The 25,544-nt window shown below is 59.8% G+C and carries 25 protein-coding genes and 4 pseudogenes; 14 read left to right on the top strand and 15 right to left on the bottom strand.

The window, feature by feature from the left end:
- Positions 1-321: 321 nt before the first annotated feature.
- From ACZ5IL_RS20165 to ACZ5IL_RS20145, 5 genes are all read right to left on the bottom strand, one after another.
- The gene (locus ACZ5IL_RS20165) at positions 322-1,980 is read right to left on the bottom strand and encodes a recombinase family protein (protein WP_464594226.1); all 1,659 of its coding nucleotides are present in this window, start codon (positions 1,978-1,980) and stop codon (positions 322-324) included.
- A complete protein-coding gene (locus ACZ5IL_RS20160) occupies positions 1,977-2,432 on the bottom strand; it encodes a DUF2924 domain-containing protein (protein ID WP_464594225.1) in 456 nt (151 codons plus the stop codon). Before ACZ5IL_RS20160 ends, ACZ5IL_RS20165 begins: the two co-directional genes overlap by 4 nt.
- Before the next feature lie 66 nt (positions 2,433-2,498).
- Positions 2,499-2,897: a DUF3489 domain-containing protein gene (locus tag ACZ5IL_RS20155; RefSeq protein ID WP_464594224.1), complete on the bottom strand. Its 399-nt coding sequence runs from the start codon at positions 2,895-2,897 to the stop codon at positions 2,499-2,501.
- Between the two features lie 367 nt (positions 2,898-3,264).
- Positions 3,265-3,546 carry an Arm DNA-binding domain-containing protein gene (locus ACZ5IL_RS20150; RefSeq protein ID WP_464594223.1) on the bottom strand — a complete coding sequence of 94 codons (282 nt, stop codon included), beginning with the start codon at positions 3,544-3,546 and terminating at the stop codon, positions 3,265-3,267.
- A gap of 285 nt (positions 3,547-3,831) precedes the next feature.
- Positions 3,832-4,521, bottom strand: a complete 690-nt coding sequence (locus tag ACZ5IL_RS20145; protein WP_464594222.1) for a Crp/Fnr family transcriptional regulator — start codon at positions 4,519-4,521, stop codon at positions 3,832-3,834.
- 106 nt (positions 4,522-4,627) lie between these two features.
- Between ACZ5IL_RS20145 and ACZ5IL_RS20140 the strand changes: the two genes are divergently transcribed.
- The 4 genes from ACZ5IL_RS20140 (at position 4,628) to ACZ5IL_RS20125 (ending at position 8,709) form a co-directional block, all read left to right on the top strand.
- On the top strand, positions 4,628-5,128 hold the full coding sequence (locus tag ACZ5IL_RS20140; RefSeq protein ID WP_464594221.1) for a SphA family protein: 501 nt from the start codon (positions 4,628-4,630) through the stop codon (positions 5,126-5,128).
- Positions 5,129-5,477: 349 nt separating this feature from the next.
- Positions 5,478-6,908: a DUF1254 domain-containing protein gene (locus tag ACZ5IL_RS20135; protein ID WP_464594220.1), complete on the top strand. Its 1,431-nt coding sequence runs from the start codon at positions 5,478-5,480 to the stop codon at positions 6,906-6,908.
- 72 nt (positions 6,909-6,980) lie between these two features.
- Positions 6,981-8,372, top strand: coding sequence for a DUF1254 domain-containing protein (locus ACZ5IL_RS20130; protein WP_464594219.1), 1,392 nt, complete (start codon positions 6,981-6,983; stop codon positions 8,370-8,372).
- A 136-nt stretch (positions 8,373-8,508) separates the two neighbouring features.
- Positions 8,509-8,709, top strand: a complete 201-nt coding sequence (locus ACZ5IL_RS20125) for a hypothetical protein (RefSeq protein WP_464594218.1) — start codon at positions 8,509-8,511, stop codon at positions 8,707-8,709.
- A 316-nt stretch (positions 8,710-9,025) separates the two neighbouring features.
- On the opposite strand, the gene ACZ5IL_RS20120 is transcribed toward ACZ5IL_RS20125, so the two are convergent.
- From ACZ5IL_RS20120 to ACZ5IL_RS20110, 3 genes are all read right to left on the bottom strand, one after another.
- Positions 9,026-9,553: a hypothetical protein gene (locus ACZ5IL_RS20120; protein WP_464594217.1), complete on the bottom strand. Its 528-nt coding sequence runs from the start codon at positions 9,551-9,553 to the stop codon at positions 9,026-9,028.
- A gap of 309 nt (positions 9,554-9,862) precedes the next feature.
- Positions 9,863-10,726, bottom strand: coding sequence for an ImmA/IrrE family metallo-endopeptidase (locus tag ACZ5IL_RS20115; protein ID WP_464594216.1), 864 nt, complete (start codon positions 10,724-10,726; stop codon positions 9,863-9,865).
- On the bottom strand, positions 10,719-11,072 hold the full coding sequence (locus tag ACZ5IL_RS20110; protein WP_464594215.1) for a helix-turn-helix domain-containing protein: 354 nt from the start codon (positions 11,070-11,072) through the stop codon (positions 10,719-10,721). The genes ACZ5IL_RS20115 and ACZ5IL_RS20110 overlap by 8 nt, the downstream gene beginning before the upstream one ends.
- A 212-nt stretch (positions 11,073-11,284) precedes the next feature.
- Here ACZ5IL_RS20110 and ACZ5IL_RS20105 point away from each other — a divergent pair, with 212 nt between their 5' ends.
- From ACZ5IL_RS20105 to ACZ5IL_RS20080, 6 genes and pseudogenes are all read left to right on the top strand, one after another.
- The gene (locus ACZ5IL_RS20105) at positions 11,285-11,737 is read left to right on the top strand and encodes a multiubiquitin domain-containing protein (RefSeq protein WP_464594214.1); all 453 of its coding nucleotides are present in this window, start codon (positions 11,285-11,287) and stop codon (positions 11,735-11,737) included.
- Positions 11,697-12,881 (top strand): ThiF family adenylyltransferase, encoded by a 1,185-nt coding sequence (locus ACZ5IL_RS20100; RefSeq protein ID WP_464594213.1) that lies wholly within the window; start codon positions 11,697-11,699, stop codon positions 12,879-12,881. Before ACZ5IL_RS20105 ends, ACZ5IL_RS20100 begins: the two co-directional genes overlap by 41 nt.
- Positions 12,766-13,299 (top strand): ubiquitination-like system serine protease family protein, encoded by a 534-nt coding sequence (locus ACZ5IL_RS20095; protein WP_464594212.1) that lies wholly within the window; start codon positions 12,766-12,768, stop codon positions 13,297-13,299. The genes ACZ5IL_RS20100 and ACZ5IL_RS20095 overlap by 116 nt, the downstream gene beginning before the upstream one ends.
- A gap of 40 nt (positions 13,300-13,339) precedes the next feature.
- Positions 13,340-14,056, top strand: coding sequence for a toll/interleukin-1 receptor domain-containing protein (locus tag ACZ5IL_RS20090; protein ID WP_464594211.1), 717 nt, complete (start codon positions 13,340-13,342; stop codon positions 14,054-14,056).
- 228 nt (positions 14,057-14,284) lie between these two features.
- The gene (locus tag ACZ5IL_RS20085) at positions 14,285-14,962 is read left to right on the top strand and encodes an integrase core domain-containing protein (protein WP_464594210.1); all 678 of its coding nucleotides are present in this window, start codon (positions 14,285-14,287) and stop codon (positions 14,960-14,962) included.
- 137 nt (positions 14,963-15,099) lie between these two features.
- Positions 15,100-16,277 (top strand): annotated as a pseudogene (locus ACZ5IL_RS20080) (MFS transporter).
- A 55-nt stretch (positions 16,278-16,332) separates the two neighbouring features.
- Here the strand turns inward: ACZ5IL_RS20080 and ACZ5IL_RS20075 are convergent.
- A pseudogene (locus tag ACZ5IL_RS20075) lies at positions 16,333-16,617 on the bottom strand (heavy metal translocating P-type ATPase); the annotation flags it as partial.
- Here ACZ5IL_RS20075 and ACZ5IL_RS20070 point away from each other — a divergent pair.
- A complete protein-coding gene (locus tag ACZ5IL_RS20070; protein ID WP_464594209.1) occupies positions 16,598-16,867 on the top strand; it encodes a UBP-type zinc finger domain-containing protein in 270 nt (89 codons plus the stop codon). The pseudogene ACZ5IL_RS20075 and the gene ACZ5IL_RS20070 overlap by 20 nt on opposite strands.
- Positions 16,868-16,879: 12 nt before the next feature.
- Here ACZ5IL_RS20070 and ACZ5IL_RS20065 read toward each other — a convergent pair whose 3' ends face one another.
- Complete coding sequence (locus tag ACZ5IL_RS20065) at positions 16,880-18,562, bottom strand: FAD-dependent oxidoreductase (RefSeq protein WP_464594208.1); 1,683 nt, start codon at positions 18,560-18,562, stop codon at positions 16,880-16,882.
- Positions 18,563-18,729: 167 nt separating this feature from the next.
- On the opposite strand from ACZ5IL_RS20065, the gene ACZ5IL_RS20060 reads away from it, so the two are divergent.
- A complete protein-coding gene (locus tag ACZ5IL_RS20060; RefSeq protein WP_464594207.1) occupies positions 18,730-18,966 on the top strand; it encodes a hypothetical protein in 237 nt (78 codons plus the stop codon).
- Positions 18,967-19,491: 525 nt separating this feature from the next.
- On the opposite strand, the gene ACZ5IL_RS20055 is transcribed toward ACZ5IL_RS20060, so the two are convergent.
- From ACZ5IL_RS20055 to ACZ5IL_RS20040, 4 genes are all read right to left on the bottom strand, one after another.
- Positions 19,492-20,847 carry an MFS transporter gene (locus tag ACZ5IL_RS20055; protein WP_464594206.1) on the bottom strand — a complete coding sequence of 452 codons (1,356 nt, stop codon included), beginning with the start codon at positions 20,845-20,847 and terminating at the stop codon, positions 19,492-19,494.
- 897 nt (positions 20,848-21,744) lie between these two features.
- Positions 21,745-22,113, bottom strand: coding sequence for a nuclear transport factor 2 family protein (locus ACZ5IL_RS20050; protein WP_464594205.1), 369 nt, complete (start codon positions 22,111-22,113; stop codon positions 21,745-21,747).
- Positions 22,114-22,282: 169 nt separating this feature from the next.
- Positions 22,283-22,705 carry a DoxX family protein gene (locus ACZ5IL_RS20045; RefSeq protein ID WP_464594204.1) on the bottom strand — a complete coding sequence of 141 codons (423 nt, stop codon included), beginning with the start codon at positions 22,703-22,705 and terminating at the stop codon, positions 22,283-22,285.
- A gap of 103 nt (positions 22,706-22,808) precedes the next feature.
- Positions 22,809-23,888, bottom strand: a complete 1,080-nt coding sequence (locus ACZ5IL_RS20040; RefSeq protein WP_464594203.1) for an alkene reductase — start codon at positions 23,886-23,888, stop codon at positions 22,809-22,811.
- A 123-nt stretch (positions 23,889-24,011) separates the two neighbouring features.
- On the opposite strand from ACZ5IL_RS20040, the gene ACZ5IL_RS20035 reads away from it, so the two are divergent.
- Together ACZ5IL_RS20035 and ACZ5IL_RS20030 are read left to right on the top strand one after the other, a co-directional pair.
- The gene (locus ACZ5IL_RS20035) at positions 24,012-24,941 is read left to right on the top strand and encodes a LysR family transcriptional regulator (RefSeq protein WP_464594202.1); all 930 of its coding nucleotides are present in this window, start codon (positions 24,012-24,014) and stop codon (positions 24,939-24,941) included.
- A gap of 53 nt (positions 24,942-24,994) precedes the next feature.
- Positions 24,995-25,138, top strand: a pseudogene (locus ACZ5IL_RS20030) (hypothetical protein); the annotation flags it as partial.
- 107 nt (positions 25,139-25,245) lie between these two features.
- Here the strand turns inward: ACZ5IL_RS20030 and ACZ5IL_RS20025 are convergent.
- Positions 25,246-25,544 (bottom strand): annotated as a pseudogene (locus tag ACZ5IL_RS20025) (transposase family protein); the annotation flags it as partial.

Genomic DNA, 25,544 nt, shown 5'->3' with positions numbered 1-25,544 from the left:
AAGGCCCCGTCTCTATGTCGGAATCCTGCTAAAAAATCGGCTCTGTCTCTGCTCGAAAAATTCCCGTTCCTGGAAACGCAGAGACTTGTTCGACAGACTGCGTGGTGAGCACCCAGTTTGATCTCTGTCAGCTCCACCACCCAGTCTGCTATTTCTCAGATTTCCAGAGACTAACAAAAAAGCCGCGCTGTTGGCGGGCTTTTTCGTATTCTGATCTGCGGAGGCGCGGTCTCCGTGACCCGTCTGGGCTGATTTTGGGGTCCTGTCTCTGCGGCGTAAATTCCCGTTCCTGGAAATTTTGACGGACGAAATGAGGCGCGGTTACCGGGTGGCAGAACCGGGAGCATCTGCTGGCGCCAAGCCGAGGCGCCTCATCTGCTGTGACCATTCAGCCGGCGCATCGCGAAGGGTAGCGACACCGATTCCGCGGGGAAATCGTCCTTCAACGGCTGCTGTGACGAGGGGCGGCGCAAGGAAGGCGAGGGAGATGGTCATACTAATATGTCGGGTGCTGCAATGTTGGCGGGCGGCAAGGCTTTCGATGGTCTCGCGGCCCTCGACGATCTCCTGAAGCCAAAGCTGGCCGCGGCCGATCGATCGGATGAGAGCCGATCGGCGTTCGGCCTTCATCGGCCGGGCGCGATGCTCTGGCGTATTCGCTGGCAGCAGAATTTCTCGGGCGGGCCTTGATGGTTTCTTCCAGGGCACGACGACGGTGCGCGAGGTGAGGGCGGATTGTTCAGCCGAATTCGGATCGTAGGGACTCAGGATCTCTTGATTGTCGTTTCCTTCAGATCTCAGATTGATTGCCAACTGGTTCTTACGGACCTCAATCCGGGTGACAAACCGCTCAAGGGTGTCTCGAGACAACGTTTCGTTCGAGAATGGTTCATCCATGTCGGTGTTGGCAATGACCGCCTTGGAGATCGTGGCTTCGAGCTCGGACGCAGGCACCCGGGTGACAGAGCCAACTGGCTCATCCGTTTGACCCCGGATGCAGGGCGCAGAGACGTAATAGCGATGCCGAACGCGGTCCCGACTGGAGTAGGTCAAGCTCATGCGATGACCCGCGTCATCAAACAGCAGTCCGGCAAGGAGAGCGCGGGTTCGGATACGTGTCGTCGTGCGATGGGACCACTGTTCGGTCAGCCTTTGCTGAACGGCATCAAACAGTGTGCGGTCGAGCAAGGCCGGCTGAGGTCCAGGCAGGATCTCGCCCTTGAACTTGACCTCGCCGAGATAGAAACGGTTCCGCAGCATGTAAAACAACGGTCCCTGCGTGAACGGCACACCTCCTCGCGTTCCGCCTGATGCCAGCTGCCGGACCTTGGACTTAAAGCCTCGTTCTTTGAGGTCCTTAACCAGGCGGTTGACGCTGCTGAGTTCCAGATAGCGCTGGAAAATCAGCCGAACGGTATTGGCCTCTTCCTCGTGAATGTGAAGCTGACCTTCCTTGAGGATGTAGCCTAGAGGAACCATGCCACCGACCCACAGCCCCTTGCGTTTAGAGGCTGCAATCTTGTCGCGGATGCGCTCCGAGGTGACCTCCCGCTCAAATTGAGCGAAAGACAAAAGGACGTTGAGCGTCAGTCGTCCCATTGATGTGGTGGTGTTGAACTGCTGGGTTACCGAGACAAACGAGACGCCATGGGCATCGAACAGTTCGACCAGCTTCGCGAAGTCAGCCAAAGCGCGTGTCAGCCGGTCCACCTTATAGACGACGATGATATGAATCCGATGGGCCGCGACATCCGCTAGTAACCGCTGCAGGGCAGGGCGATCGGTCGATCCGCCCGAAAAGCCGCCATCATCATAACGAGCCTTGACCAGCGACCAGCCTGCATGCGCCTGACTTCGGATATAGGCTTGGGACGCATCATACTGGGCATCCAGCGAGTTGAACTCCTGATCAAGGCCAGAGTCGGTGGACACCCGCGTATAGATCGCGCACCGGACGACCCGGTTGTCGGCCGGCTTCACGTTCGCACCCCCTTGCCATTCCCGGCACGCAAGCCAAAAAAGCGGGGTCCATTCCAGTTCGTGCCGGTGATGGCGAATGCAATCTTGGATAGGCTATCAAAGGTCTTGCCCTCGAAAGCGAAGCCGCCTTCGACCACCATCACCCGATGCAGCTGCCCGTTCCACTCCCGCGTGAGCACAGTGCCAGGCACCATCGCTTGCTTGCGCTGATCTTGGGCCGCGATGAGCGGCAAAACCTCATTCAAAGACTGCACGGTAGCCGCACGCTTCAGAAGTTGAACCGTCGCAACATCGAGATCCCCAAGTGCATCGGCTTGGATGCGATAGGCGAGGATGCCGAACAGCAGATGCTTGGGCAGGTGCTCTGGGGCCGGACGCCCCACAACACTCTGCCAGCGGGACTGTAGCCCAATCAGATCGAGACTGCGCAGATGCGCAATCTCCTCTTCCATTGACAATCTCGTAAGCCATCGCCTGACAGGCTTTCGTGATCCTGCACTTCGCACCATGGCATGGCATCAGGCCGCGGCCTTGTCAGACTTCGATCCGGTCGACGCGGCGTTACCAGTTATTTTGTAGATCCGACCGGCTTCAGCAGCTTCCGATGTCAGCGTCAGCTTGAGCTTCTTCCGTATGATACCAGCGAAGAAGCCGCGCACCGAATGCTGCTGCCAATCTGTGGCCTGCATAATGTCGTCGATCGTTGTACCCTCAGGCTTCATCAGCATCTCGATCACCCGGCCTTGCTTGCTGCCGGCGCGATGCTTCACTGGCGGATTCAACGATCGAGCTGGCGCTGAACTGCTTTTCTTAACGGTTGCTACCTTGGTGGTCTTGGCCGCCGAGCCGCGCGCGAATTTTCCGCGTCGGGACGCGGTGGATCGAATTGCAGTTTTGCGGGATTGTGTCTTGGTCATCTGGCTTCTCCGGTTGGTGCAGCATCATCGCTGCCACCACCGAAGCCCCGTCACGGCAAATACACCGGCGGGGCAGGCCATTAAGTGGCCGAAGCAGGCACTCAACGCGCAGACAGTAACGCTCCAATCGCCCGGCAATGCCAGTGGTTTCTGGGCAGTCTTATTGCTCGTTCCATGCCGCCGTTCGACGACAGCCTCCAGTTCTTAAAATGCGCCCCGACGCCAATCCACTCACGGTGATGACGGTCCTGTGGTCAGGCAATCACCTCGATGGGCCAATGGAATTATTCGCCGCCGCCGACGACGGGAGAGGATCAGGCAGCAAAAGCAGCTTCGTCTGGGGCGGCCTCTCCATTTTAAGCGCAAGTCAGCACCTCTTTTGCCAATCTTCCGAAAGCGCGAGCGGCCTGAAGCTTAGCCGACACGCCAGGAGGTAGGCCTCCGCCTTCTCGCGGGCCTCAGCGAGTGACACGGTATGAAACGGGCCAAGGCCCATGTTCCGCAACTTGCCGCCAGTGCGATACCGGAAAATCCAACTCCTGGAATTGCCGGCTCGGACCTTCAGGTAAAGCCCGAGCCCGTCTGCATACATCCCTGGCTTGAGATTCTGTTTGATCTTGAGTGCCGGCAGCACCCGTATACGTGCCATCCCCAATCGTCCGCGTCGTGTCCGAGCCCATATAGAGGGAGGGCTTCATTCGACAGGCGGAGATGTTTCCTGTCCCGATGTCGGAGAAACCGGAGCCGCCGGCCGAGCGGGGGAGCATGGCCAGCAGGAAGACCTGTCCCGACGAATTGGCCATGATGGCGAGAAAAGCGCGGTTTGCGCGAGCATGCTCTTGGTGGCGGTTCGAGATATCGACGTCATGGCGTTCACTGGCGGGTCAGAATGGAGGACGATCTCGTGGCGGCCCCGCGGATACCCGACGGGCGATCAATCCGTACCGTCTCCTTCGGCGAAGCGGCCGAGCGCGCCCGGGTTGGTGATGGTGATGGAGCGGTAGGTGTTCTCCAGCCATCCGGCCTCGGAGAAGCGCTTAATGGCGGCGTTCACCTGCTTGCGCGAGGCATTGGCCATGATGCCCACCTCGCTTTGAGTCAGCGGGATCGGTGCCTCTCCGATCCACGTCGTGCGCTGAAGGACCGAGGCGATCCGTCGATCTGCCTCGGGCTTTTGCAGATCGTGAATCACACGGAACAGGAACTCGACGCTCATCATCAGCATGAGCGCGACATGATACACCACCTCAGGATCGCGCGCGGCCATCTGGTCGATCGCTTCGAGAGGAAGATGCAGCATCGTCGTTTCGACGACAGCCCTCAGTTCGCCGCGACGTGGCTTTCGCGTGAGGAAGCAGCCTTCACCGGTCCAGTGACCCGGGGCTCCCAATAGGATTAGGCGTGGTGTCGAGCCGGCCGGAGCAAGGCTGATGCTGACGGTGCCCCTCACGAGGCCGTAGATCCCGCCCACCGGGTCGCCGAGATGGAATACCGGCTCGTTCGGAGCGAAATGCATCAAGGTGGAGCGCCGCAGCACTTCGGTCCGGAACGATTCCGGCAACAGCGGCAACCAGCCCCGCTCGCTCATGAGCCGATCGGCGTCAGATCGTGTGACCAGAGCCATCGAAAAGCCCCCCCAATTGTCCGATTCGGGACAAATATACGCTCCCAGTTATGCAAGCTAGTGAACTGAACTAGAGAGTGGACGTGCCTGCTCTCCAAGACCGTCGATGCCGGCGGCCGATTATAGAACCGGCACCGAATTCCACATTGAAGGGGCCGTATCGCAATATCTGTCGAAGCAGTTCTCGATCGGCGTCGTTGGCTACTACTACCAACAAATCAGTCACGACGGCGGCGCAGGCGCTAGGCTCGGCGGTTTTAGAAGAAGGGTCGCCGCACTCGGCGGGACCACGAGCTACACGTTCAATGTCGGCAAGGTGCCTGCCACGACAAGGGGGAAGCTCGTGCGCGAGTTCGACGTCGAGAACCGGCTGCAAGGGGCCGCGGGTTGGTTGACGCTCTCCATGCCCATTTATGTTGAATGGAATGTGAGAATGCCCCGCCAACAACAGTTAAGGCGGTGTGCGGCCGGCCGGCGCGAGACTTACGCTGACCGTGTCGGTCACGAGCCGATAAACTCCACTCGCTGGGTGGCCGAGATGACGGACCGAGTCGCCTTGCGCGAAGTCCATGAGGATAGATCAACGCAGTACCTCTGCTCGAAATGATTCCGGCGCGAGTGCAAGCTAGGTGCGGCTCAACATGATCTGTTCGGCTTCGGCTTGCTGATCGGGAACATCGTAAGAGCCTCAAGGTCCGATCTGAACAATTGCGTGTGTCTGAATAACCGATCGTTTGGCCACTTTCAAAAATTTGTCCCGCACATTGTCCCATTCGGCACAAACGTGCTGTCTCGATGATGCTATTTAGTGCGCGACCGCTGGCGGCCTCGAACGCCGAGGGCAGGCATCTGCGTCGTGAGCGCCCTCGCACCTCATCTTGGGGGCACAGTCTCGCCGTCGTCTCAGGCGTCGCTCTCTGGGTCCCAGTCGGGTTACCGTACCAGTGAGGGCGACGATGTATCACAAGATCGTAGAAGCATGTAGTCGAGCCGCATTCGGGCTCGGGCTGTTGTTGTGTCTCTGCAGTGTTGCTGCGGCGCAGACAACAAGGCCAACTCTAACGCCCGAAGAAGTCTACGCCCTCGCTCGCGAGGCCTATCTGTACGCTTACCCCATCGTGAGCATGGATGTGACCATGCGTCAGGCGATCAACGTGCCTGACAACGCAACGATCAATATGCGGGCGCCGGTCAATCAGTTCGCTCACGCACGCGCGTATCCAAAGGCCGACGAAAAGGACGTCGTCCGGTTCAATTTCGACACGCTCTATTCGTTCGCATGGCTCGATCTCTCCCGCGATCCCATTATTCTCTCGGTGCCGAACATCGGAGATCGCTACTACCTTCTTCCGATGCTCGACATGTGGACCGACGTCTTTTCCGTCGTCGGCACGCGCACGACCGGCAACAAGGCCGGTACCTACGCCATTGTCGCTCCGGGCTGGGGCGGCACACTACCCGACGGCATGACCAAGATTGTGGCGCCGACCTCGGCCATCTGGATTCTCGGCCGTACGCAGACCAACGGCCCGTCCGATTATTCCAACGTCCACAAGGTGCAGGACGGCTACAAGCTGACGCCTTTGTCACAATGGGGCAACAACTATACGCCGCCGAAGAACATGCGTGTCGATCCATCTGTCGACAACACCAAGCCGCCGTTGGTGCAGGTGAACAATCTCGACGGCGTTGCAATGCTGGCGCGGCTCGTCGACCTGATGGTCAAGTATCCGCCGCACGCCAATGACTATCCGATGCTGTTTCGTCTTCGGGCGCTCGGCATCGAGCCTGGCAAACCGTTCGATGCGGCGAAGCTCGATCCGGAGATGGTTTCGATCATCAATAAGGCGGCCAAGGACATGCTTGAGTTCATGCCGGTGGCGATGACGAGGAGCGGTGACAAAGTCAACGGCTGGAATATTGGACGTGAGAACATGGGCACCTATGGCACGTCGTATCTACGGCGTGCGAACGTTGCGCTGGGAGGGCTCGGCGCCAATCTTCCGGAGGATGCGGTGTACCCGGTGGCCTTCGTCGATGGCGATGGCAAGCCTCTCAGCGGCGTCAACAAATACGCGCTTCATTTCGATAAGGGGCAGACTCCCCCGGCCAATGCCTTCTGGTCCGTCACCATGTACGACAAGGATGGCTTCCAGGTTCCGAACCCGATCAACCGCTTTGCCATCGGCGATCGTGACAAGCTGAATTTCAACGCCGACGGCTCGCTCGACATCTACGTCCAGGCGGACTCGCCCGGAGCGGACAAAGAAGCGAACTGGCTGCCAGCGCCGAAGGGCACCTTCCAGCCGACGATGCGCATCTATTCTCCACGGCCGGAGGTTCTCGACGGTGATTGGAACCCACCGCCCTTCAAACGGGTCAACTGAGACGCGATCTTCTGGCGAGGAGTTCATTGCGCTCCTGCCATGGCCAAACAAGCTTCCCTACAGGAGTGGCAAATGAAGAAAATTCTAATCTCTGCGGTATGCTCGCTGATGATGCTGGGAGCGTCGGCGTCGGCGCAGCAGGCAGTATCGGAGGACGAAGCGCGCGAGATCGCGCGTGAGGCCTTCATCTACGCCTATCCACTCGTCCTGTCGGAAGTCACCTTCCGCGTGGGCAAGAATGTCGTGGAACCGACTGGGACTAGCGCGCCGATCAATCAATTTGGCCATATGCGGGAATTCCCCGACCCGTCTTTCACCATTGTGGTGCGGCCGAATGCCGACACGCTCTATTCCTCTCTCGGGTACGACGTTTCCAAAGAGCCGCTGGTCATCAGCGTTCCCGCTTCTGACGGTCGCTATTATCTGCTGCCTTTCCTCGACTATTGGAGCGATGTCTTCACGGTGCCCGGGACCCGTACGACGGGAAATGGCGCGCAGACCTTCGCGATCGTCGGCCCGACCTGGCAGGGGACACTTCCTGCAGGTGTCAAAGAATATCGGAGCCCGACTGGGTTGGGCCTCTTGATCGGCCGAACCCAGACCAATGGCAAAGCCGACTATGAGGCGGTGCGCAAGTTTCAGGGCGGAATGACAGCCGTACCGTTGAGCGCCTATGGCAAGCCTTACACGCCGCCAAAAGGTAGGGTTGATCCGAACCAGGATATGAGTGGGCCGCCCGACCAGATCGACAAGATGAACGCGGCCACGTTCTTCGGCATGTTCGCGGAACTGATGAAGACGAATCCACCGCACGCCAATGACAATCCGATCATCGACCGGATGAAGCGTATCGGCATCGAGTCTGGAAAGAGCTTCAATCTCGCGTCCGCGCCGAAGGAGGTTCAGGATGCACTGAACGCAGCGCCGGCTGTGGCGCTCAAGCAGATCAAGGAGGCCTGGAGCAAAGCCGGCGTGCAGGCGAATGGATGGCGAACCAACGTGACGGCCATCGGCACCTACGGGACCGACTATCTGCATCGGGCCGGAGTCGCCTATGGCGGATATGGTGCGAACGTCATAGAGGATGCGCTGTATCCGACGGCCTTCGCCGACGCCGACGGCCAGCCGTTTAGCAGCGACAAGCGCTATGTCCTGCACTTCGCCAAGGACCAGATTCCGCCGGTCCGGGGCTTCTGGTCGCTAACCATGTACGACGAGCGACAGCTCTTCACGGCAAACTCGATCAATCGCTATGCGATCGGCGACCGCGACAAGCTCGCCTTCAATGCCGACCGATCGCTCGACCTTTACATACAGAGCGAATCTCCGGGCAAAGATAAGGAAGCGAATTGGCTGCCCGCTCCGAAGAGCGGAGCCTTCACCATGAACATGCGCCTCTATTGGCCCAAGGCCGAGGCGACGAATGGTTCCTGGGCGCCGCCTCCGGTGAAGCGGGTGGATTGAATGTGAGAAACGGCCCGCCGCATGAAGCGGCGGGCCGAAAATCAGTCCTCAAGCTGGAAAACGACAATGCTAAACGAAACCGCGATGGCAGCCGCTCTCTGCGGTAAGAGATATCCTGTTCGCGAGCCTCGCCTTGATGATCGCGAGCGGTCTCGCGATTACGCAACCGGACCCGCGGCCATCTTGGAATGACGGCGCGATCAAGACCGCGATCATCGATTTCGTGACTAGGGTTACGGCCAACAACACCTCCGATTTCGTGCCGATTGTCGACCGTATGGCGGTCTTTGACATGGATGGCACCTTGATCCCCGAGCAACCCTTGCCTGTTGCATAGCCGGCTTCAAGCACCCGAAGTTTGGGCCGCCGGTTAGCAGGCCTGCCTACCAGCCGATGATCGAACTCCTGGCCTACCTCAAGAAAACGACTTCGAAGTCTGGATTTGTAGCGGCAGCCCTGTGCTCTACACGCCAATTTTCGAAGGAGATGTTTCGTGTTCCGCCGGAGGGCGTGATGGGTAGGAGCCTCCGACTGTGAATGTCTCGTAAGCGACCACTCGCGCCCAGAACAAGCACTTTCGTCATTTTCCACCCCTCACAACTGCATGGAGCGGCGCCGAAGCCCGGCGCCGCTTCACGGAGAAAAGCGCGTGCTTATTCTGCCGCCTGAGGCCGGCTTGCGGCGGTCGCGCCGTTTAGATGCGTCTTGAAGAACGGCACCAGCTTTTCCAGCGCCAGGCGCACGGGCTCGGGCTTGTCGTAGAGGTCGTAGTGCGAGCAGCCTTCGACCACGATGATTTCCTTGTTCTTGGAGGCAGCGCGGCCATATAGCTCCATGCCGTCGCGATAGGCGCCGAAGCCTCCCGGCTTGTCACCAAATACAAGCATGATCGGCTGGGTAAGCAGTGTCTCGGCGAAGGCGAAGGCATCCCATGCAATCGCGGAGGCGGCATGCGACACCAGCATGCGCGTGCCCGACCCTGAAGCCGGGCAACGGTTGCGGTAATAGTCGGTTGCCTCCAGCACATCGATGTCGGTGATGCCCGCATCCTTGCCCGCTTCGACACTAGCGGGGAGGAAGATGTTGATCTGTTCGTCGGCCCCCGCGTTCTCGGCGGTGCGCTGCGCGGCCATGCCTTCGAGCGCGCCGACCGGATCGAAATGACTGAAGCCTTCGCGCATCAGGCGGCCGAAGTTGACGCCGGTGGCGTGATTAATTCCACGTGCCCTTATCTGCTCCGAATGGGGGCATCTATTCGTCGAACGGAACTTAGCTGGCAGCGGTTCTCTCTCCAATGCTGGCCTGCCGTTTCAATTTTGGAAGCCCGGCCACTGGGGAGAGTCTGGAATGCAAACGTCTCGGTAGAGCGCACCCTTGGTAAGGCCGAGGTCACGAACTGAGTGCGACCTGAGGGGCAGAAGTGGTCTGCGATAGATAACCTATCGGGGTTCACTTGTGACTGTTCGCGGACAATGGTGGCTCCGCTCTTTTCAGCGCCGGCGTTTCGACTTACCCGGCCAAGGCAGATTGCCGTCCAGTTCCCGCAAGAGGTAATCGTCTTCGCTCCAGCGTGTTGTTTCGCTCGCAGGAGGAGCAAGATCCTCTTCGTCGAACCACAAGAGCGTCAATGTCTGATCCCATTGGCGTAGATGCCGGACGGCTTCATACAGCGACCCGTCGCCATTCCACGCTTCAAACCATTGGCCAGGATCGGCGTCTTCCGGCGAAGATGGCGTCGACCCCGCCCGCACGCGCGCGCTGTAAGAATCCGTTGGCAGATCTGTTCCCGGTTTAATCCAAGCCTTCGCCTCGCGGAGCGACGTTGAGCGCGAGCTGTACCTAACCTTGCCGCCCTCGGAGAGAACGAACGCGCAAGGTTCACGGGAGAACGTCGCAAATCGTGAGCCGGTAGATATCAATGAAGCGTCGAACTCGTCGGACAAATCGCTGATAGTAGCGAAGCTCATGTCGGCGGCGTCGACCCTCGGCTTGAAGAGCTTGTAGGGAAGAAGTAGTTCGGCGGCGAAGATATCGCAGGCAATTTCTCCCGGCGGCCTGCGCGCAAAGCTCCAACTTGGAGCAGAGTGGTCGGCCGAGATTTCCAATACGACGTGAGCGACCTCATGGCAGACGCTGAACCGCTGCCGACGACCGTTATGCGCACAGTTCACGCAGATTCGGTATTTGCCGTTGGGCAGGCGTACCGACCAAGCGTCCTCGTTCTCCTGCAGGGCTTCAGCGTTCACGACCCCGTCGATCTGCCCAGCGTAGTGATCAACTGAGACGGGAAGCGCCAGGGGACCGCATTTCGCGATGAACTCCCGCGCCTTCATTGCGACGGTCAGCTCATCCATTTGCGTCCTCGCGCATGAAGCGGCGAATTCGTTCGAGCGAGATAGCGTAATTGGGCCGCGCTCCACGGTTCACGACAGTGGTGAGCATATGAAATTCTTCGGGCGTGACGCTTGTATCCTTGGCGGCGAAGTCGGCCAGTTCTGCGTCGACGTTGGGATGGCTGGCAAGAAAGCGGAGGATTTCGACCTCGCGCGGCGCCGGGACCAGCGCGCTAATAAGCTTATTGATGACCTCACCCGACGGCGCCTCTTTTGCGCCGGTCTCCAGCCTATGGATATAGGCGTGGTCGACCTCACTCCGGTGCGCGACTTCCCTCAAGCTCAGGCTGCGATCGTCGCGCAGCACCCTTAGCCAACGCCCAAGCGCTGATTCCGGCATCCGTCCTCCTTGACATGCACATACAGGATCTTTATGTTGTCTGTGTAGACAACGCGCCCTGCTTAGGCCAATGACCTACCAGGGCGTATTTTTGGCCCTCGGTGTTGTCTGGCCGGACACCAAACTGGCATCCGGCGGGGAGAAAGGCAAGAGCCCGTTGAAGCGGGAGGAGGCCAAAAGTGAATGCTAGCGCCGCAGCGCACTCGGTGCGCATCCACATCAATCGCGAAGTCTTTGAGTCGCCAAATCCCACGACCGGCCAGGCGCTCTACCGCCTCGCGGACATTCCCAAGCAACAAGATCTCTACCGTGTGGACGAAGGCAACGATGAGGACGATCGCGTCCCGCGCGATGAGACCGAGATCCATCTGACAAAGGACGAACACTTCTACAGTCAGAAGGTTTTCGACGTTCTCGTGAACGGTGACGCGCATGAACTGATCACCAAGGTGATCACCTATGACCGCGTAGTCGAATTCTATCTCGGTGACGGAGGTCAACCGTCAAACGAATACCTCGTGAAGTACTCACACGGGCCGGCGGAAAATCCGAGCGGTACATTGGCCCCTGGTCAGAAAGTGAAGGTGAAGGATGGCATGCGCTTTCGAGTTGCCGGAACTGGTGAATCATAACGCGTTCCTGAAGGATCTCGAAGAGACGGGCTATCTGATCGGCTTTCTCGGCGGATACATTGTCCTTTTCGGAATTCCGTACCTCGACAAAGAAGGCCAGCTCCAGCACGGCGATTGGGTGAGCCCAGTCGACTTGAGCGGCACCACGATCGATCCGCCCAAAAACCATCAGGTGTGGTGGCGCGGAAGCAGGCCGTTTGACCAGCTCGGCCGCGCACTCAGGCTGGGCGGCGGCGAAGCGCGCGTGAGCGTCACGCCCGATTTGGTCACGGATCACTCATTCTCGTTCAAGCTGCATGACGAGAACGGCGCCATGCGCGACTACAAATCGTTCGAAGAAAAGGTGAGAACGTACCTCGACACGATCACAGCGCCCGCCATTGCGGCGTTTCCAAACGCGACACCTTTCCGTGGCATCGCGGTCAACGCCGCCGCCCAGGGCTCGCCGCTCCGCTTTCCAGACACGATGTCCGCGCGCTACCTCATCAACGATGTTGCGGCGCTATTGCGTGGTAAGAAAATCGCAATCATCGGCCTCGGCGGAACGGGATCCTACATCCTAGACTTCGTAGCGCGCACGCATCTGCAGAAGATCACTCTGTTTGACGACGACAGGGTGCATGTACACACGATTTTCCGGTTTCCCGGTTTTATTCCGCACGCCATTGGCAAGCTCAAAGTCGAGGCGCTCGCTTTCTATTACGATCAATGGCACGCCGGGATCGAGCCGATCGCCGAGCGTATCACATCGGAAAATGTCGCGCGGCTCAAGGAATTTGATTTCGTATTCGTCTCCGTGGACGATGGCCCTGCGCGCCATTTGATTGTCGATTGGCTGAGCGCCAACGCCATTCCCTATGTGGATTGCGGCATGGGGCTCAATCGCTCGACGGTAGGGCTCAGCGGCTATGTGCGCATCACCGGCGTTGATCGCGAAGCGTTTGAGAGCGCCGTCGGCACGGCGCGGCTCCCGGTTAAAAATGCCAAGGACGATGAATATCGAAAACAACCACAAATCACAGAGCTGAATGCGCTTAACGCGACAATGGCCGTCATCCGCTTCAAGCAGCATTTTGGTCTGTTTGATCGAGAAAGCGCGGCGGCGTCGCGGATCTTCGACTCTGCAATGCTCGAAATTGACTAGGGGTGAATACGTGAAATTCGTTTACCAGGCCGTCGAACGCATCCCGAAACCGCTGCTTAGCGGCGTCGTCTATCACAGCGAAGAGTTCCAAATCGGCGCTCTACTGTGCGCATGCGGATGCGGACATCGTGTAAGTCTCCTTGTGCCCGATAGTCATCAGATCACGCAGGAGGGCGGAATGGCTACGGTGACGCCATCCATCGCGGTCTGTGATGCGCCTTGCAAATCGCACTATGTGATAAGCGCTGGTCGCGTGCGGTGGTTGCCGGCGTTTTCGGACGATATGGCGGCGGCTGTGATGCGTGGCCAAATCTTGCGGCACGAGGTTCGCGACAAGAAAATGCAGCCTTGGTGGCAAGGCATTGTCGCCGCTGTTGCGAGAGCCTTCGAGAGACTCATGTCAATTCTGAAAACCTGAATTCTTAATCGGCGTAACGCGTGTAGAGGCACAACAACACATGGCGCAATGCACAGCACCATCACGAGGCCATCGCTCGGCGTCCGCTGCGGCGAACTGCCCCGCATGTAGTAGCCGCTATGGTCGCGGCTACGGGTATTCGCGTTCGTACTATTCTTCCCCATCCTACTCCTCGCCGTCCCACGCTTCGTCAGGGACTAGTGGAGGCGGCCGGCGTAGCGGAGGTGGGGCGAGCCGCAGCACAAAGCCGCGCTGGTCGGGAGCCGGTTCATCCCAGTTTTACACGCCTCAGGAAGTGCGGGCTCTCACGCCAATCCGCGAAACCGTCGAGAAGCGAGCGTCTCTGCCCGACCTTCGGCACATCTTTCTGTGCCACGCGTGGGATGATCGGCAGGGGGTCGCTAAGGAACTGTACGACCTGCTCGTGGCGCACGACATCTCGGTTTGGTTTAGCGAGAATGATATTGGCCTCGGCGAGCCGTTTCTTCGCGCGATCGACAAGGGCTTGGCGAAGTCGCGGATTGGGATCGTGCTGGTGACCCCTGCGCTGCTAAAGCGTCTCCCAGCGGCGGGCGTCGCGGACAAGGAGCTTTCGGTACTCCTAGCGCGCGACCAGCTCGTTCCCATCGTCCATAACACGACGTACGAAGCTCTCCGCGAAGTTAGCCCAATGCTCGCCTCGCGAAATGGCCTGGACACTGCCGAAATGCCGATGGCTGACGTCGCCGGCAAACTCGCCGAGCTGGTCATACTCTAGCGTGTCCGTTCTCGGCAGCGATGTGCTCGCGTCAGCTCCTGGGACCGAACGCTCGTTCAGACGGTGTACCGTTCGGAGCGATCATCGTCGTCTCAGCTTCAGGTCATGCCCGCGCGGAGAAAGCATAGGCTCCTTCCGAAGACTCTTGGCCAGCCCAAATCGAGTTAAGTCCGCCTGCACCTGTCCCTTATCGTAAACCTAATCCGGCAGTTGATTGAGAATCGGGCGATGCGGTTGTCGTTGTGGGGAGCGCCGAGAATCCATGGTGAGCTTCTCAAGCTTGGTATCGAGATCGGCCAGACCAGCGTCGCCAAGTATATGGCGCGGAGGAAGGCCCCTCCGTCACAAGGCTGGAAGGCGTTCCTTCGTAACCATGCTGACGGTATCGCGGCGATGGACCTTTTCGTGGTTACGACAATCTCGTTCCGACTGCTCTATGGGTTGCTGATCATGGGCCACGGCCGGCGGCAGATCCTGTGGTTTGGGGTGACCGCGCATCCGACGGCCGAATGGATCGCCAATCAACTGACGGAGGCGTGTGGCTGGGAGCAAATCCCTCGTTACCTGATCCGGGATCGCGATGGCGACTACGGCGAGATATTCATCCGCCGCGTTCGATCCATCGGCATTCGAGATCGCCCGACGTCTCCTCGCTCACCGTGGCAAAATGCGTATGCTGAACGGTTGATCGGATCGATCCGCAGGGAATGCGTTGATCATATCGTGGTATTCGGCGAACGCCATCTGCGCCAGGTGCTGCTCTCGTACATGGGCTACTACAACGGCACGCGCGCCCATTTGTCATTGAACAAGGACGCGCCGATATCACGTGCCGTCGAGACAGCCGGACGCATTCTCTGTCGACCGATTCTGGGCGACTGCACCATGCATTATGTTCGGATTTAATTTGCGGTAGGCACAGGGCCGTGATCAAGGAATAGACCTTCGCTATCTTGACGGCCCACACAAGGTCATCGTTCAGGCAAAGCACATGGTTGTTCGCCGCCATGACAAGAACCTTTGGAGATGAGCAAATCGTGCGCATGACGGCCTCCACGTCGCGCCAACACATTCCGGCCGGGGTGTGGGCACTCGGCTTCGTATCCATGCTGATGGACATCTCCTCGGAGATGATCCATGCGCTCCTGCCGGTTTACATGGTGGCTGTGCTGGGCACCTCGACACTTGCCGTCGGCATCATCGAAGGCATCGCCGAGGCAACCGCTTCTATCACCAAGGTGTTTTCCGGGTCTCTAAGCGACTGGCTCGGCAAGCGCAAACTCCTAGCCACTCTCGGCTATGGCCTTGCTGCCTTGACAAAGCCGATCTTTCCGTTGGCCTCATCGCTCGATTGGCTTGTCGCTGCGCGCTTCGTCGATCGGGTCGGTAAAGGCATCCGTGGCGCACCGCGAGATGCCCTCGTCGCAGACATCGCGCCGCCCGAGCTGCGCGGCGCAAGCTTTGGCCTGCGTCAGTCGCTTGACACCGTCGGCGCCTTCCTTGGGCCACTTCTCGCCATTGGTTTGATGTGGCTCACGGGGGACCACATTCAGGCGGTATTCTGGATTGCCGTCATTCCAGCCATCTTGTCCGTTGGCCTGATCCTCGTTGCAATCAAGGAGCCCGAACGGCCCAAGGAGCTTCGCCGGATCCGCATGCCGCTCCATCGTGAAGAGCTCGGCCGTCTTGGCGCCACCTATTGGTGGGTGGTGGCGATTGCAGCGGTCTTCACGCTTGCTCGCTTTAGCGAGGCGTTCCTCATCCTGTCGCGCTTATTCCGATCGTTCTGGTGATCATGAGCCTCGCCTATTCGCTCTCTGCCTATCCGATTGGAGCCTTGTCCGACCGGGTGGACCGGTTAACGATCTTGATCCTCGGTTTGGCTCTGCTCGTCTTCGCCGATCTCGTCCTGGCCTTCGCAGCTGACATCCTCGGCGTCAGCATCGGCGTTGTGCTCTGGGGTCTCCATATGGGGTGCACCCAAGGATTGCTGTCAACGCTCATCGCCGAGACCGCGCCGGCGGAGCTCCGCGGCACCGCCTTCGGCTTGTTCAACCTGGTCACCGGCCTGGCGCTGCTCGCCGCCAGTGTGATTGCCGGAGCGCTCTGGGATGTGACCGGGCCGCAAGGGACCTTTCTCGCAGGTGCGGTTTTCGCGGTACTGACCGTGCTTGGCCTTCTGTCGGTCCGTGACCGGCTGAGAAGATCGCGCCTTGCCTGACCAGTACTGGCGACGCGGCGGATGGCGGCAGCAGCCCGACAACATAGTCGAATTGCTATGGTCCTGCGCACGCTTTGAATTCGAAGCGCAGCAGCCGTAAGGCGTTTGCCGTCACCAAAACGGTCGCACCAGTGTCGGCCAGGATCGCCATCCAGAGCGGTGTTGCGCCGAAAAGCGTGGTGGCGAGAAAAACGCTCTTCAGGCCGAGCGCGAGCGCGATGTTATGCCAGATATTGGCAAGCGTCGCGCGCGATAACGCGATCAACTCTGCAACGCCGGTAACTCGGTTTTTCAGGAGCGCCGCGTCCGCAGTCTCCAATGTGACGTCCGTGCCTGTCCCTGGCTGTGAGGAATGTCTGCGCATCGGATCGCCTTGGGTACACCTGCGTCTGTGCCGGAGCTGCGGGCACGTCGGCTGTTGCGATCAGTCGCCCCATCGTCATGCGCGCCAGCATTTCGAAGCGACCGGCCATCCGATCATCGAAGGCTACGATCCACCGGAAGGATGGGGCTGGTGCTATATCGATGACACCGAGGTCGACATCGGAAATCCGACGCCACACAATGGCCAGATCCCGCGCTTCATTTGAAATCGACGCGCGTCAGGATGCCGCCCGAAGCTGGTCGTCCTGCGAAGCCGCGAGAGCGGCGTGTAGTGCTGCGACGACCTGTGCACCTTCGCCAACGGCAGCGGCGACTCGTTTTACCGAGCCCAACCGAACGTCGCCGATCGCATAGACATCGCGGCGATTGGTTTCGAGGGCGTGCCGGTTCGCACCATCCGCCGCGCCGGTCAGCACGAATCCCTTTGCATCCAGCGCAATGCCGGTGCCGGCGAGCCAACCCGTATTCGGATCGGCGCCGATGAACAGGAACATGTGCCGGAGCGGCTGCCGCGTTTCGTTCTCCGTTCCCCGTCGACGCCAGCGGACCGCTTCCAAAACGCCGTCGTGTCCTTCGAGACCTGTTACATTGGTGTGCGTGAGCACTTCGATATTGGGCAGCCCGGCGATCCGATCCACGAGGTAGCGTGACATGCTGTCGGCGAGATCCGTGCCGCGCACGAGCATCCAGACCTTTCTGACGTTGCTTGCCAGATAGACCGCGGCCTGTCCCGCGGAATTGCCCGCACCGACCAGTGCGACCTCTTCGCCGGCGCACAGTTTTGCCTCAAGCGGCGAAGCCCAATAGTGCACGCTTGTGCCTTCGAAGGATTCGAGACCTTCCACCGCGAGCCGCCGATAGCGGGCGCCGGTCGCGAGCACGATCGACCGGGTCCTGGCGTATTCGTTGTTGGCCAGTTTGAGCACCAGCGGCCCGTGGCCGGAATCGCATCCGTCCAAGCGGACGGCCTCGTCCGGAATCGCCATCTCGACCCCGAACTTCTGCGCTTGGTTGTAGGCCCGGGCCATCAGCGCCATGCCGCTGATGCCGGTCGGAAAGCCGAGATAATTTTCGATCCGGGCCGAGGCACCGGCTTGTCCGCCAAAGGCGCGACAGTCGAGCACCAGCGTCGAAAGCCCTTCCGAGCCGGCATAGACCGCCGCCGCGAGACCGGCCGGTCCGGCGCCGACGATAACGACATCGTAGAGCCGGTCGGGGTCGATCGGGTTCAGCAGGCCGATGCAGCGGGCAAGCTCCGCCTCGGTCGGATTGTGCAGCATCTGTCCGCCCGGACACAGCACAATCGGCAGTTGACCGGAATCCAGATGAAACCGCTCGATCAGCGCCTTGGCGCACGGATCGCTCTCGGGATCGAGCTGCTGTTGCGGATGGCCGTTGCGCCGGAGAAACCCCTGAAGCCGGAGCACGTCGCCATTCCCGGCACGTCCGACGATGATCGGTCCACCGGCCCCCGTTTCCAGCAGGCCGACACGACGCAGGATGAGCGCGCGCATGATACGCTCGCCCAGCTCCGCCTCGGCGATCAGCAAGGCGCGAAGCTGGTCGGACGGGATGATCAGCGCCTCGACTGCGTCCTCCGCGCGAGCATCGACGAGAGACGGGCGGCCGGTAAGCTGCGCCAGTTCGCCCATGAACGAGCCTGGCTCATGGGTCACGATGAGCCGGCTATGCTTCGATTGGTCGTGCTGGGTGACATTCACCCGACCGGTCAGAATGATGGTGAAGCCCGGAGCGACCTTGCCGACATCCAGCAGGGCTTCGCCCGCCCGATAATGGCGTATTTTGCCAAAGCGGCGCATTCGCTCGATCTCTGCCGTCTCCAGAACCGGAAACATCTGGTGTCGGCGCGTTTCGGTGACTGATTGCGGTGCTGGGGGCATGGTCTACAATCATAGCACATTTGGCCAGACCCTGCATGTGGCAACCGGGCCTACGCTTTCACGACAGCGCGGGCCTGCCCGCGCTCCTGTCCGCGTAATGCGTTGGCAGGTAGCGGCACACTAATGCGGAAGCCGCGACTACTGCATTCTCATCGAGATTCAGGAACATGCGTGGCTGCGACATCGCCTGCTCAGAACAGGGTGCTCGTGCTGCAACTTTCGATGCGGACGAGATGTTCGGCGACAATTACTACCTCGTGCAGGGTTGCAATCCAGCCGGCGAATGGACGATTGCAGGCGGGATCGGTGAGGTCGGTTTCGCGACCATCGCTGTCACGCCATCTCTCGATGGCAGCGTGTTCGGCATCTGGCATGGCGTCATCACGAATGGTGAGATCAGATAGTCCCCCTCTGCGACCGCAGCGGTGCCGATCGTCATGGTCGGCTGCGGTCCATCCGGCCCGACCGGAGCCAATATGGCGGGCGCGGTGCGCGGTGGCTCTCAAGCGATGCAGACGGCTGCGAGGAAATCCACGTAGCGCTGGAAGTCGGCGATATCGAGGAGGCGCTGGCATTCTAGACCGCATCTTCGTTTTTCAACTGCGCGACAAGAGCAAGCAAGACGATGGCCTTCATCGATTTTTTGGGGCAATTCATCGCGTTGCAGGCGGGACGAAAACAGCCCATCGATGACAAGATGGGCTGTGCGAGCGTATTGCCGTCATCGGAAGCTGGCCTTTACAACTTCCTATACAATCCGTTTCCGGAATACATCGAGATACGCTGCAATCGTTCAGCGCGCGGCTTGCGCGACAATGTCCAGAAGCTGATCGTACATCACCCGCCGCTTCAGCGCTACGCAGCCATGATGATTGCCCTCGTGAAATTGAACACGTTCTTGGCGATATCGATACCGAGCGTCTCGACGGTCATTGCGGCTCTCCTTCCTGTTGCTGGCTCTCAGCCTGAATGGTGGAGGGGGAGCCGTCCATCCCGTTAAACGGCTTGGTTTTCCCGCCGGGGCGTATCAACATAGCGGCGCTCGCCGCTGCTACCGAACAGATGACTGCGCCTATCGCTGCAGCGATACCAAAAGCTGAAAGTAAAGCAGGTCCGGATGACGCTATCACAGGCCCTACAAGGGCTGTAGCAACCAATCCGCCAGTACGCGCTACTGCGCTGTTCAGCCCGGATGCTGCACCCGTGTGGCCGCTGTCGACGGACATCAGAACTGCGGTTGTGAGCGGCGCGACCGCACAAGCCATTCCCAAAGCGATCACGGCCATCGCGGGAAACATCCCAAGCCAGTAGCTTGTGGCCGACCCGATCCGCAGCATCAGGAGAAGGCCGGCCGCGACGATAACCGGTCCTGCTGTCAGCAGCCATCGTGGACCTACCTTGGCTGCCAGCGCACCGGCAGCAGGCGATGCCACGGCGATGACCAGCGGCAGGGGCAGGAGCGCCGCGCCGGCCTGCGTCGCGGTGTACCCGCCCGCTTGAATCAACACATAGGGTACCAGCACGAACAACCCGCCGAGAGCGCCGTACAGCAGGAGTGTCAAAAGCGTGAGGCCGACGAAGCTTCTGGACCCGAACAATGCAAGCGGCATCATGGCCCTGTCGCCAAGCCGTCGCTCCGCCGACAGGAAGAGCAGCGAGAAGATTAAACCCGCTCCCAGGACGACGAAGGCAGCAGGCGGCCAGGCCCGCCCGGATCCTTCGGTCAATGCCCAGGTCGCAAGGCCCAAGCCAGCTGTAGCCAGCACTCCACCTGACCAGTCGAGACTGCCGGCCGTGTCGTCGACGTCCCTGTCGACGTAGCGGGACGCCAGCAAGATCGCGGCTATAGACAACGGAACGTTGATCAGAAAGACAAGGCGCCAGCTGCCGGCATCGATGAGCCACCCGCCAAGGATAGGTCCGATCGCGCCCGCGACAGCTCCGGCCGCCGCCCATATGCCGATCGCACGGCCTTTCGCCTCTCCAGAGAAACTCTGGCCCAGGATCGCAAGGCTGTTCGGCATCAGTATTGCGGCGCTCGCACCCTGCACGAAGCGAGCAAGCAGCAACAAGACAAGGGTCGGCGCCACCGCGCAAGCCAGAGAGGCGATACCAAACAGCAGAACGCCTACGATCAAGAGCCGACGGCGCCCGAACCGGTCTCCCGCTGCTCCTCCCAGCAAAAGTAGTGCGCTCAAGGGAAGCAAATAGGCATTGACGACCCACTGCAGGCCGATAGCGTCTGCATCAAAACTCCGACCGATCGCTGGGAGTCCAACGTTCACGACCGAACCATCGATGAACGCCAAGCTCGATGCTAGGATCGTCGTCGCGACAACGAGGCGAGGGTAAACGGGCGAACACGTCCTTCGGGCTGCTCGCGCGGTCGCGGCGTCGAAGGGAACGTGAAGGGCGTTGCTCATTTGCAGTCAATGTAGGGGGCGCACGCTAGAAGGACCAGCGGGAGCCGGCGGAGTCGCCTTGGAATCAACGGTTGGATGTATGGCAGTCCGATCCTATCGACCGGCGTTCACGCAGAACCTAAGAAATAGCGTGCAGGTGACCGCTTTTGGCGCAAGGCGCTTGTCGCTTACAAGAAGATGTAAGATTTGTCCGGAAGCCTGCGGTTCGAGTCTCTGGTCAAAATTCTCACGTTTTCGCGTTGTGAAGATGTCAATTCCGTTGCGCGGTCCAATAGCCTGAGCATCGCGCATTTCCTGCGTGGCCGTTCCATGTCCCGCGGCCAGAAATACTGGAGAGTCTACCTGAGCCGGAGGCGTATTTATCCTGAACAGTCACCGAAGCGCGAACCGCACCAGATTTCGCGACGTATCCTCTGAACCTCACGAGATTAGGATGCGTCACAACTCCGTTAGAAATATTGACGGTGAAGTTGTAGGTAGGATCGCACGCGCCTCGTTGCGTCACGAAGACCAAGTCCCAAGAACCATCGTAGGCCGATCGTGCGTTTGCAGTATGCGCTTGGCCAATGAAACAGATTATTGCCGTCGCGCAAAGCGAAAGCCTCTTCATAATAACCTCTCCCAAACCTTGTCAGAATAGCGTGCTTCTTTTAACCAAACGCATCGATTTAAAATGGGGGCCGTCCTGAACCATTTCAAAGAGCCTGAACGGTGATGCGATCGCGAGAAGTTTGGAGTAAGGCTACTCGTCTAATTTCTTTAGTTAGGAAGGTCGTCAAAGAAGAGATAGACGGTGGCAATCTTGCCGTCCCGGGCGATTGCGAAATCAGTCCCGGCGTAAGCTGGCGGCTTGCCGGAGCTACCTGACACCCATCGGACCCGGCCACCATCGCCCATTTCCTCGGGCGGGGAGATCGGTTGATATTGGAAGTTGGGATGGGTCGCCTTGATCGCGCCGGCGATACGGTCGATCTCGTCATGGCCACGGAAGACACCACCCTTGGGATCGTAGAACACGGCGTCTTCATGAAAAATCTCGTCGATCACGTGGCGTCGGCGCACCGGATCGATCTCGCCAAACACATCGTGGAGGTTGCGAAGCAACAAGGTCGATACGGTGTTGGACATGGTTTTCTCCGTTTGGCATCGAATGCGGCTTGAGGTGCACCGACCCGCGATTATTCTGTTGCAGGAAGATCAGGGAGCGAGCGCCGCGACGACGTCCTCAATGTGATGTCTGCGATCGGACTTGGTCCGTCACGGTCGAAACTGCGAGTGAGAACGTCGTGGCGGATGGTCAGGCGGTCGCTGCGAGGCTTGAACCTATGCCACCGGCCTTGCGCTGGTTATCGATGCTGAATGCGCCGGCGCCAAATGCCGCGATCTGCAGAAACCCGCCCGCCATCATCACGTTCTTGAGGAAATGGATCATCTGGTTCTGGTCGGCAAAGTTGTTATGAAACGACACCGCTGCTGCGAGCGAGAACAGGGCAAGAGCAGCGGCGACGGAGCGAGCACGATAGCCGGCGATGAGAAGCAAACCGCCGCCGAGTTCGACGGCCACGGCCACCGCATAGGCAAGCGGCGGAATTGGCAATCCGACGGCGTTGATCATGCCGGTTGTGGCGCTATAGGCACTGAGCTTGCTCAAGCCGCTCATTGCAAAGGGAAGGCCGATCATTAGCCGACCGGCGAAGGGAAGATAGCGGATAATGCTCATGGCAATGACTCCTGTAATTGGAACGTTCTATTGAGTTGGGGCCTGGCGGTCCTGAACTGCCCGCGCTGCGCAGCTCGATCTGTGACGGACAACGTCGCGAGGCTCAGGCGGCGGCGACCTCAAGCGCGGGATAATCGGTGTAGCCTTGTGAGGTGCCGCCAAAGAAGGTGGCGTGGTCCGCCTGATTCATCGGCGCATCGCTCTTAAGCCGCGCGACGAAATCAGGATTGGCCAGCACCATCTGGCCGTAAGCCTCAAGGTCGGCCAGTCCCGAAGCCACATCAGCGCCGATTTGCTCGCGCGGGCGTCCGGGCCTGTTCAGGATCAGCGCCTGCTTCCATCGCGCGCGCAGGTCGGCCATCAGTCTATCGTTGCCGTTGTGCATGACGTGGATGTAGGCAAGGCCGAGCTTGTCGAGTTGGGCGACGAGATGGCGATAGAGATCGGGACCGCTCGCTCCCTCGTCGAGTCCGCCGAGGGGTGATCCGGGAGACAGGCGGATGGCCGTCCGGTCGGCGCCGATTTCCTCTGCGATTTCCTTGGTGACTTCGATCGCGAAGCGGGTGCGGTTCTCGATCGAGCCGCCATATTGGTCGGTGCGCGTGTTGGCGTTCGGGGCGAAGAACTGCTGAACGAGGTAGCCGTTGGCGCCGTGGATCTCGACGCCGTCGGCGCCAGCCTCAATGGCCGCGCGCGCCGCGTGACGGAAGTCGGCAACGGTCTGGTGGATGTCTTCAGTCGACAATGCGCGCGGCGCCGGAATCTCCTGCATCCCTGTTGCGGTGAACGTCTGCGATGCGGGTGCGATTGCGGATGGCGCAACAGCTTGGCGATGGTGCGGCGTGTTGTCGGGATGCGACATCCGCCCGGCATGCATGAGCTGGATGAAGATTCGACCGCCTTTGTTATGCACGGCCGTTGTCACCTTCTTCCATCCCGCGACGTGCGCCGCTGTGTAGATGCCCGGCGTCGTCAGGTAGCCTTGCCCGTCGTCCGAAGGCTGCGTGCCTTCCGCGACGATCAGGCCGACGCCGGCGCGCTGCGCATAATACTCGGCCGCGAGGTCTCCCGGTGTGCCGTCGGGCTTGGCGCGGCTTCGGGTCATCGGGGACATGACCAGACGGTTTTGCAAGACGTAGCGTCCGAGACGGACCGGCGTGAATGTGTGGATGCGAAGTGTCATCGTGTGCTCCTTCGGCTGCTTGGGCAGCGGCGTTGCCTTCACGCACAATATGAGGGATGGTTTATATCGGGTGGAGCCAGTATATTTTGATATTATCTATCGGCTGCACCGATGGAGTGATCGATGCTTGAAAGCGTGTCGTTCGACCAGTTGCGGATGTTCGTGGCCTCTGCCGATGAAGGCAGCTTTTCGGCCGCAGCGCGCCGCGTGCGAAGAACCCAGTCAGCGGTGAGCGAAGCGATTCTGAGTCTGGAGGCTCAGCTTGGCGTCGTGCTGTTCGATCGTGCGGGGCGTTATCCCAGGCTGACGAAGGAAGGTGTTGTCCTGCTGGCGGATGCGCGCGCGGTAATCACCGGCGTCGACGCCATGAAGGCGCGGGCGAAGGGGATTGCTGGCGGGCTCGAGGCCGAGTTGACGGCTGTCCTCGACGTGTTTCTGCCGATAGAGGTGATCGCCGAGGCTGCGCGAGAATTTCGTATCCAGTTTCCGGCGACGCCGTTGCGTCTCTATGTCGAGGCGCTCGGTGGCGCGGTGCAGCCGGTTTTGGATGGGCGAGCGAGTTTTGGTGTTGTGGGTTCTCTGCCGACGCTTCCAACCGGTTTGATCAAGGAGCGCCTGTTCGATGTCAAACTGATGATGGTTGCTGCAGCGAGCCATCCTCTTGCATCCTACCGTGGCATTATCCCGAAAGAGGAGTTGGCGCGGCATGTGCAGCTGGTCCTGACGGATCGATCCACGCTCACGGAAGGCCGCAACATCGGCGTGATGTCGCCGTCTACCTGGCGCCTGGCGGACCTCTTTGCGAAGCATGCCTTCCTTGTCAGTGGCCTGGGATTTGGAGGCATGCCCCTGCACACCGTGGCAAGGGATATTGCCGAAGGGCGGCTCGCCGAGCTTTCGATTGAAGAGGCGCCGCCTGGAGGGCTGCCTCTTCCCATGTTCGCTGTTTATCGGGAAGGCGAACCTCCAGGACCGGCCGGGCGATGGATCATCGAGCGCTTAAAGAAATGCTCGGAAGGCGTCGCGGCGAAGGAGGGATCGCGAGCCTGCTAAACGGAGCGCGCCGTTAGTGCGCAAGATTCTAAATATAGGCTGCTGCCGGTTTAGTGGACGGAAAGAGGGAGGCATGGGTCAAGCGCGCCGTCCGGGACCGCGATGGAGCTTATGGCGAGATATTTATCCGCCGCGTTCGATCCATCGGCATTCGAGATCGTCCGACGTCTCCTCGCTCACCGTGGCAAAATGCGTATGCTGAACGGCTGATCGGATCGATCCGCAGGGAATGCGTTGATCATATCGTGGTATTCGGCGAACGCCAGCCGTTTCCTGTTGGTCGTTCAGTGGGTCTTTTGCTTGGCAACGTATCATTGCTGACGGCAGAATCAGTCGCTTGGCGAAGCACGCTGCGTCTGCCACCCAGTACTAGTCCCAGATGGTGGACGATGCAATCCAGCCGTGCCGTCCTCTGCGACTGAGACGGGAGAACATCGTCGCCGAACCGTTCAGCGAAAATTCGCCGCCAACAATCAGGCACCTCGCAAACGAACCTCTGCGTGATCACGCGAAGGCGTATTCCTTGCCTTCACAGGGCAAATCCGCAGCCTGTCTGTCGTATCGGCTATGGATTCGGCTTGATCTCGCCCCGCACAATGGGCA

The organism is Nitrobacter sp. CN101 (genome assembly GCF_055390255.1).
The sequence above is the reverse complement of the archived record's forward strand: the minus strand, read 5'-3'. Positions and strand labels throughout refer to the sequence as shown.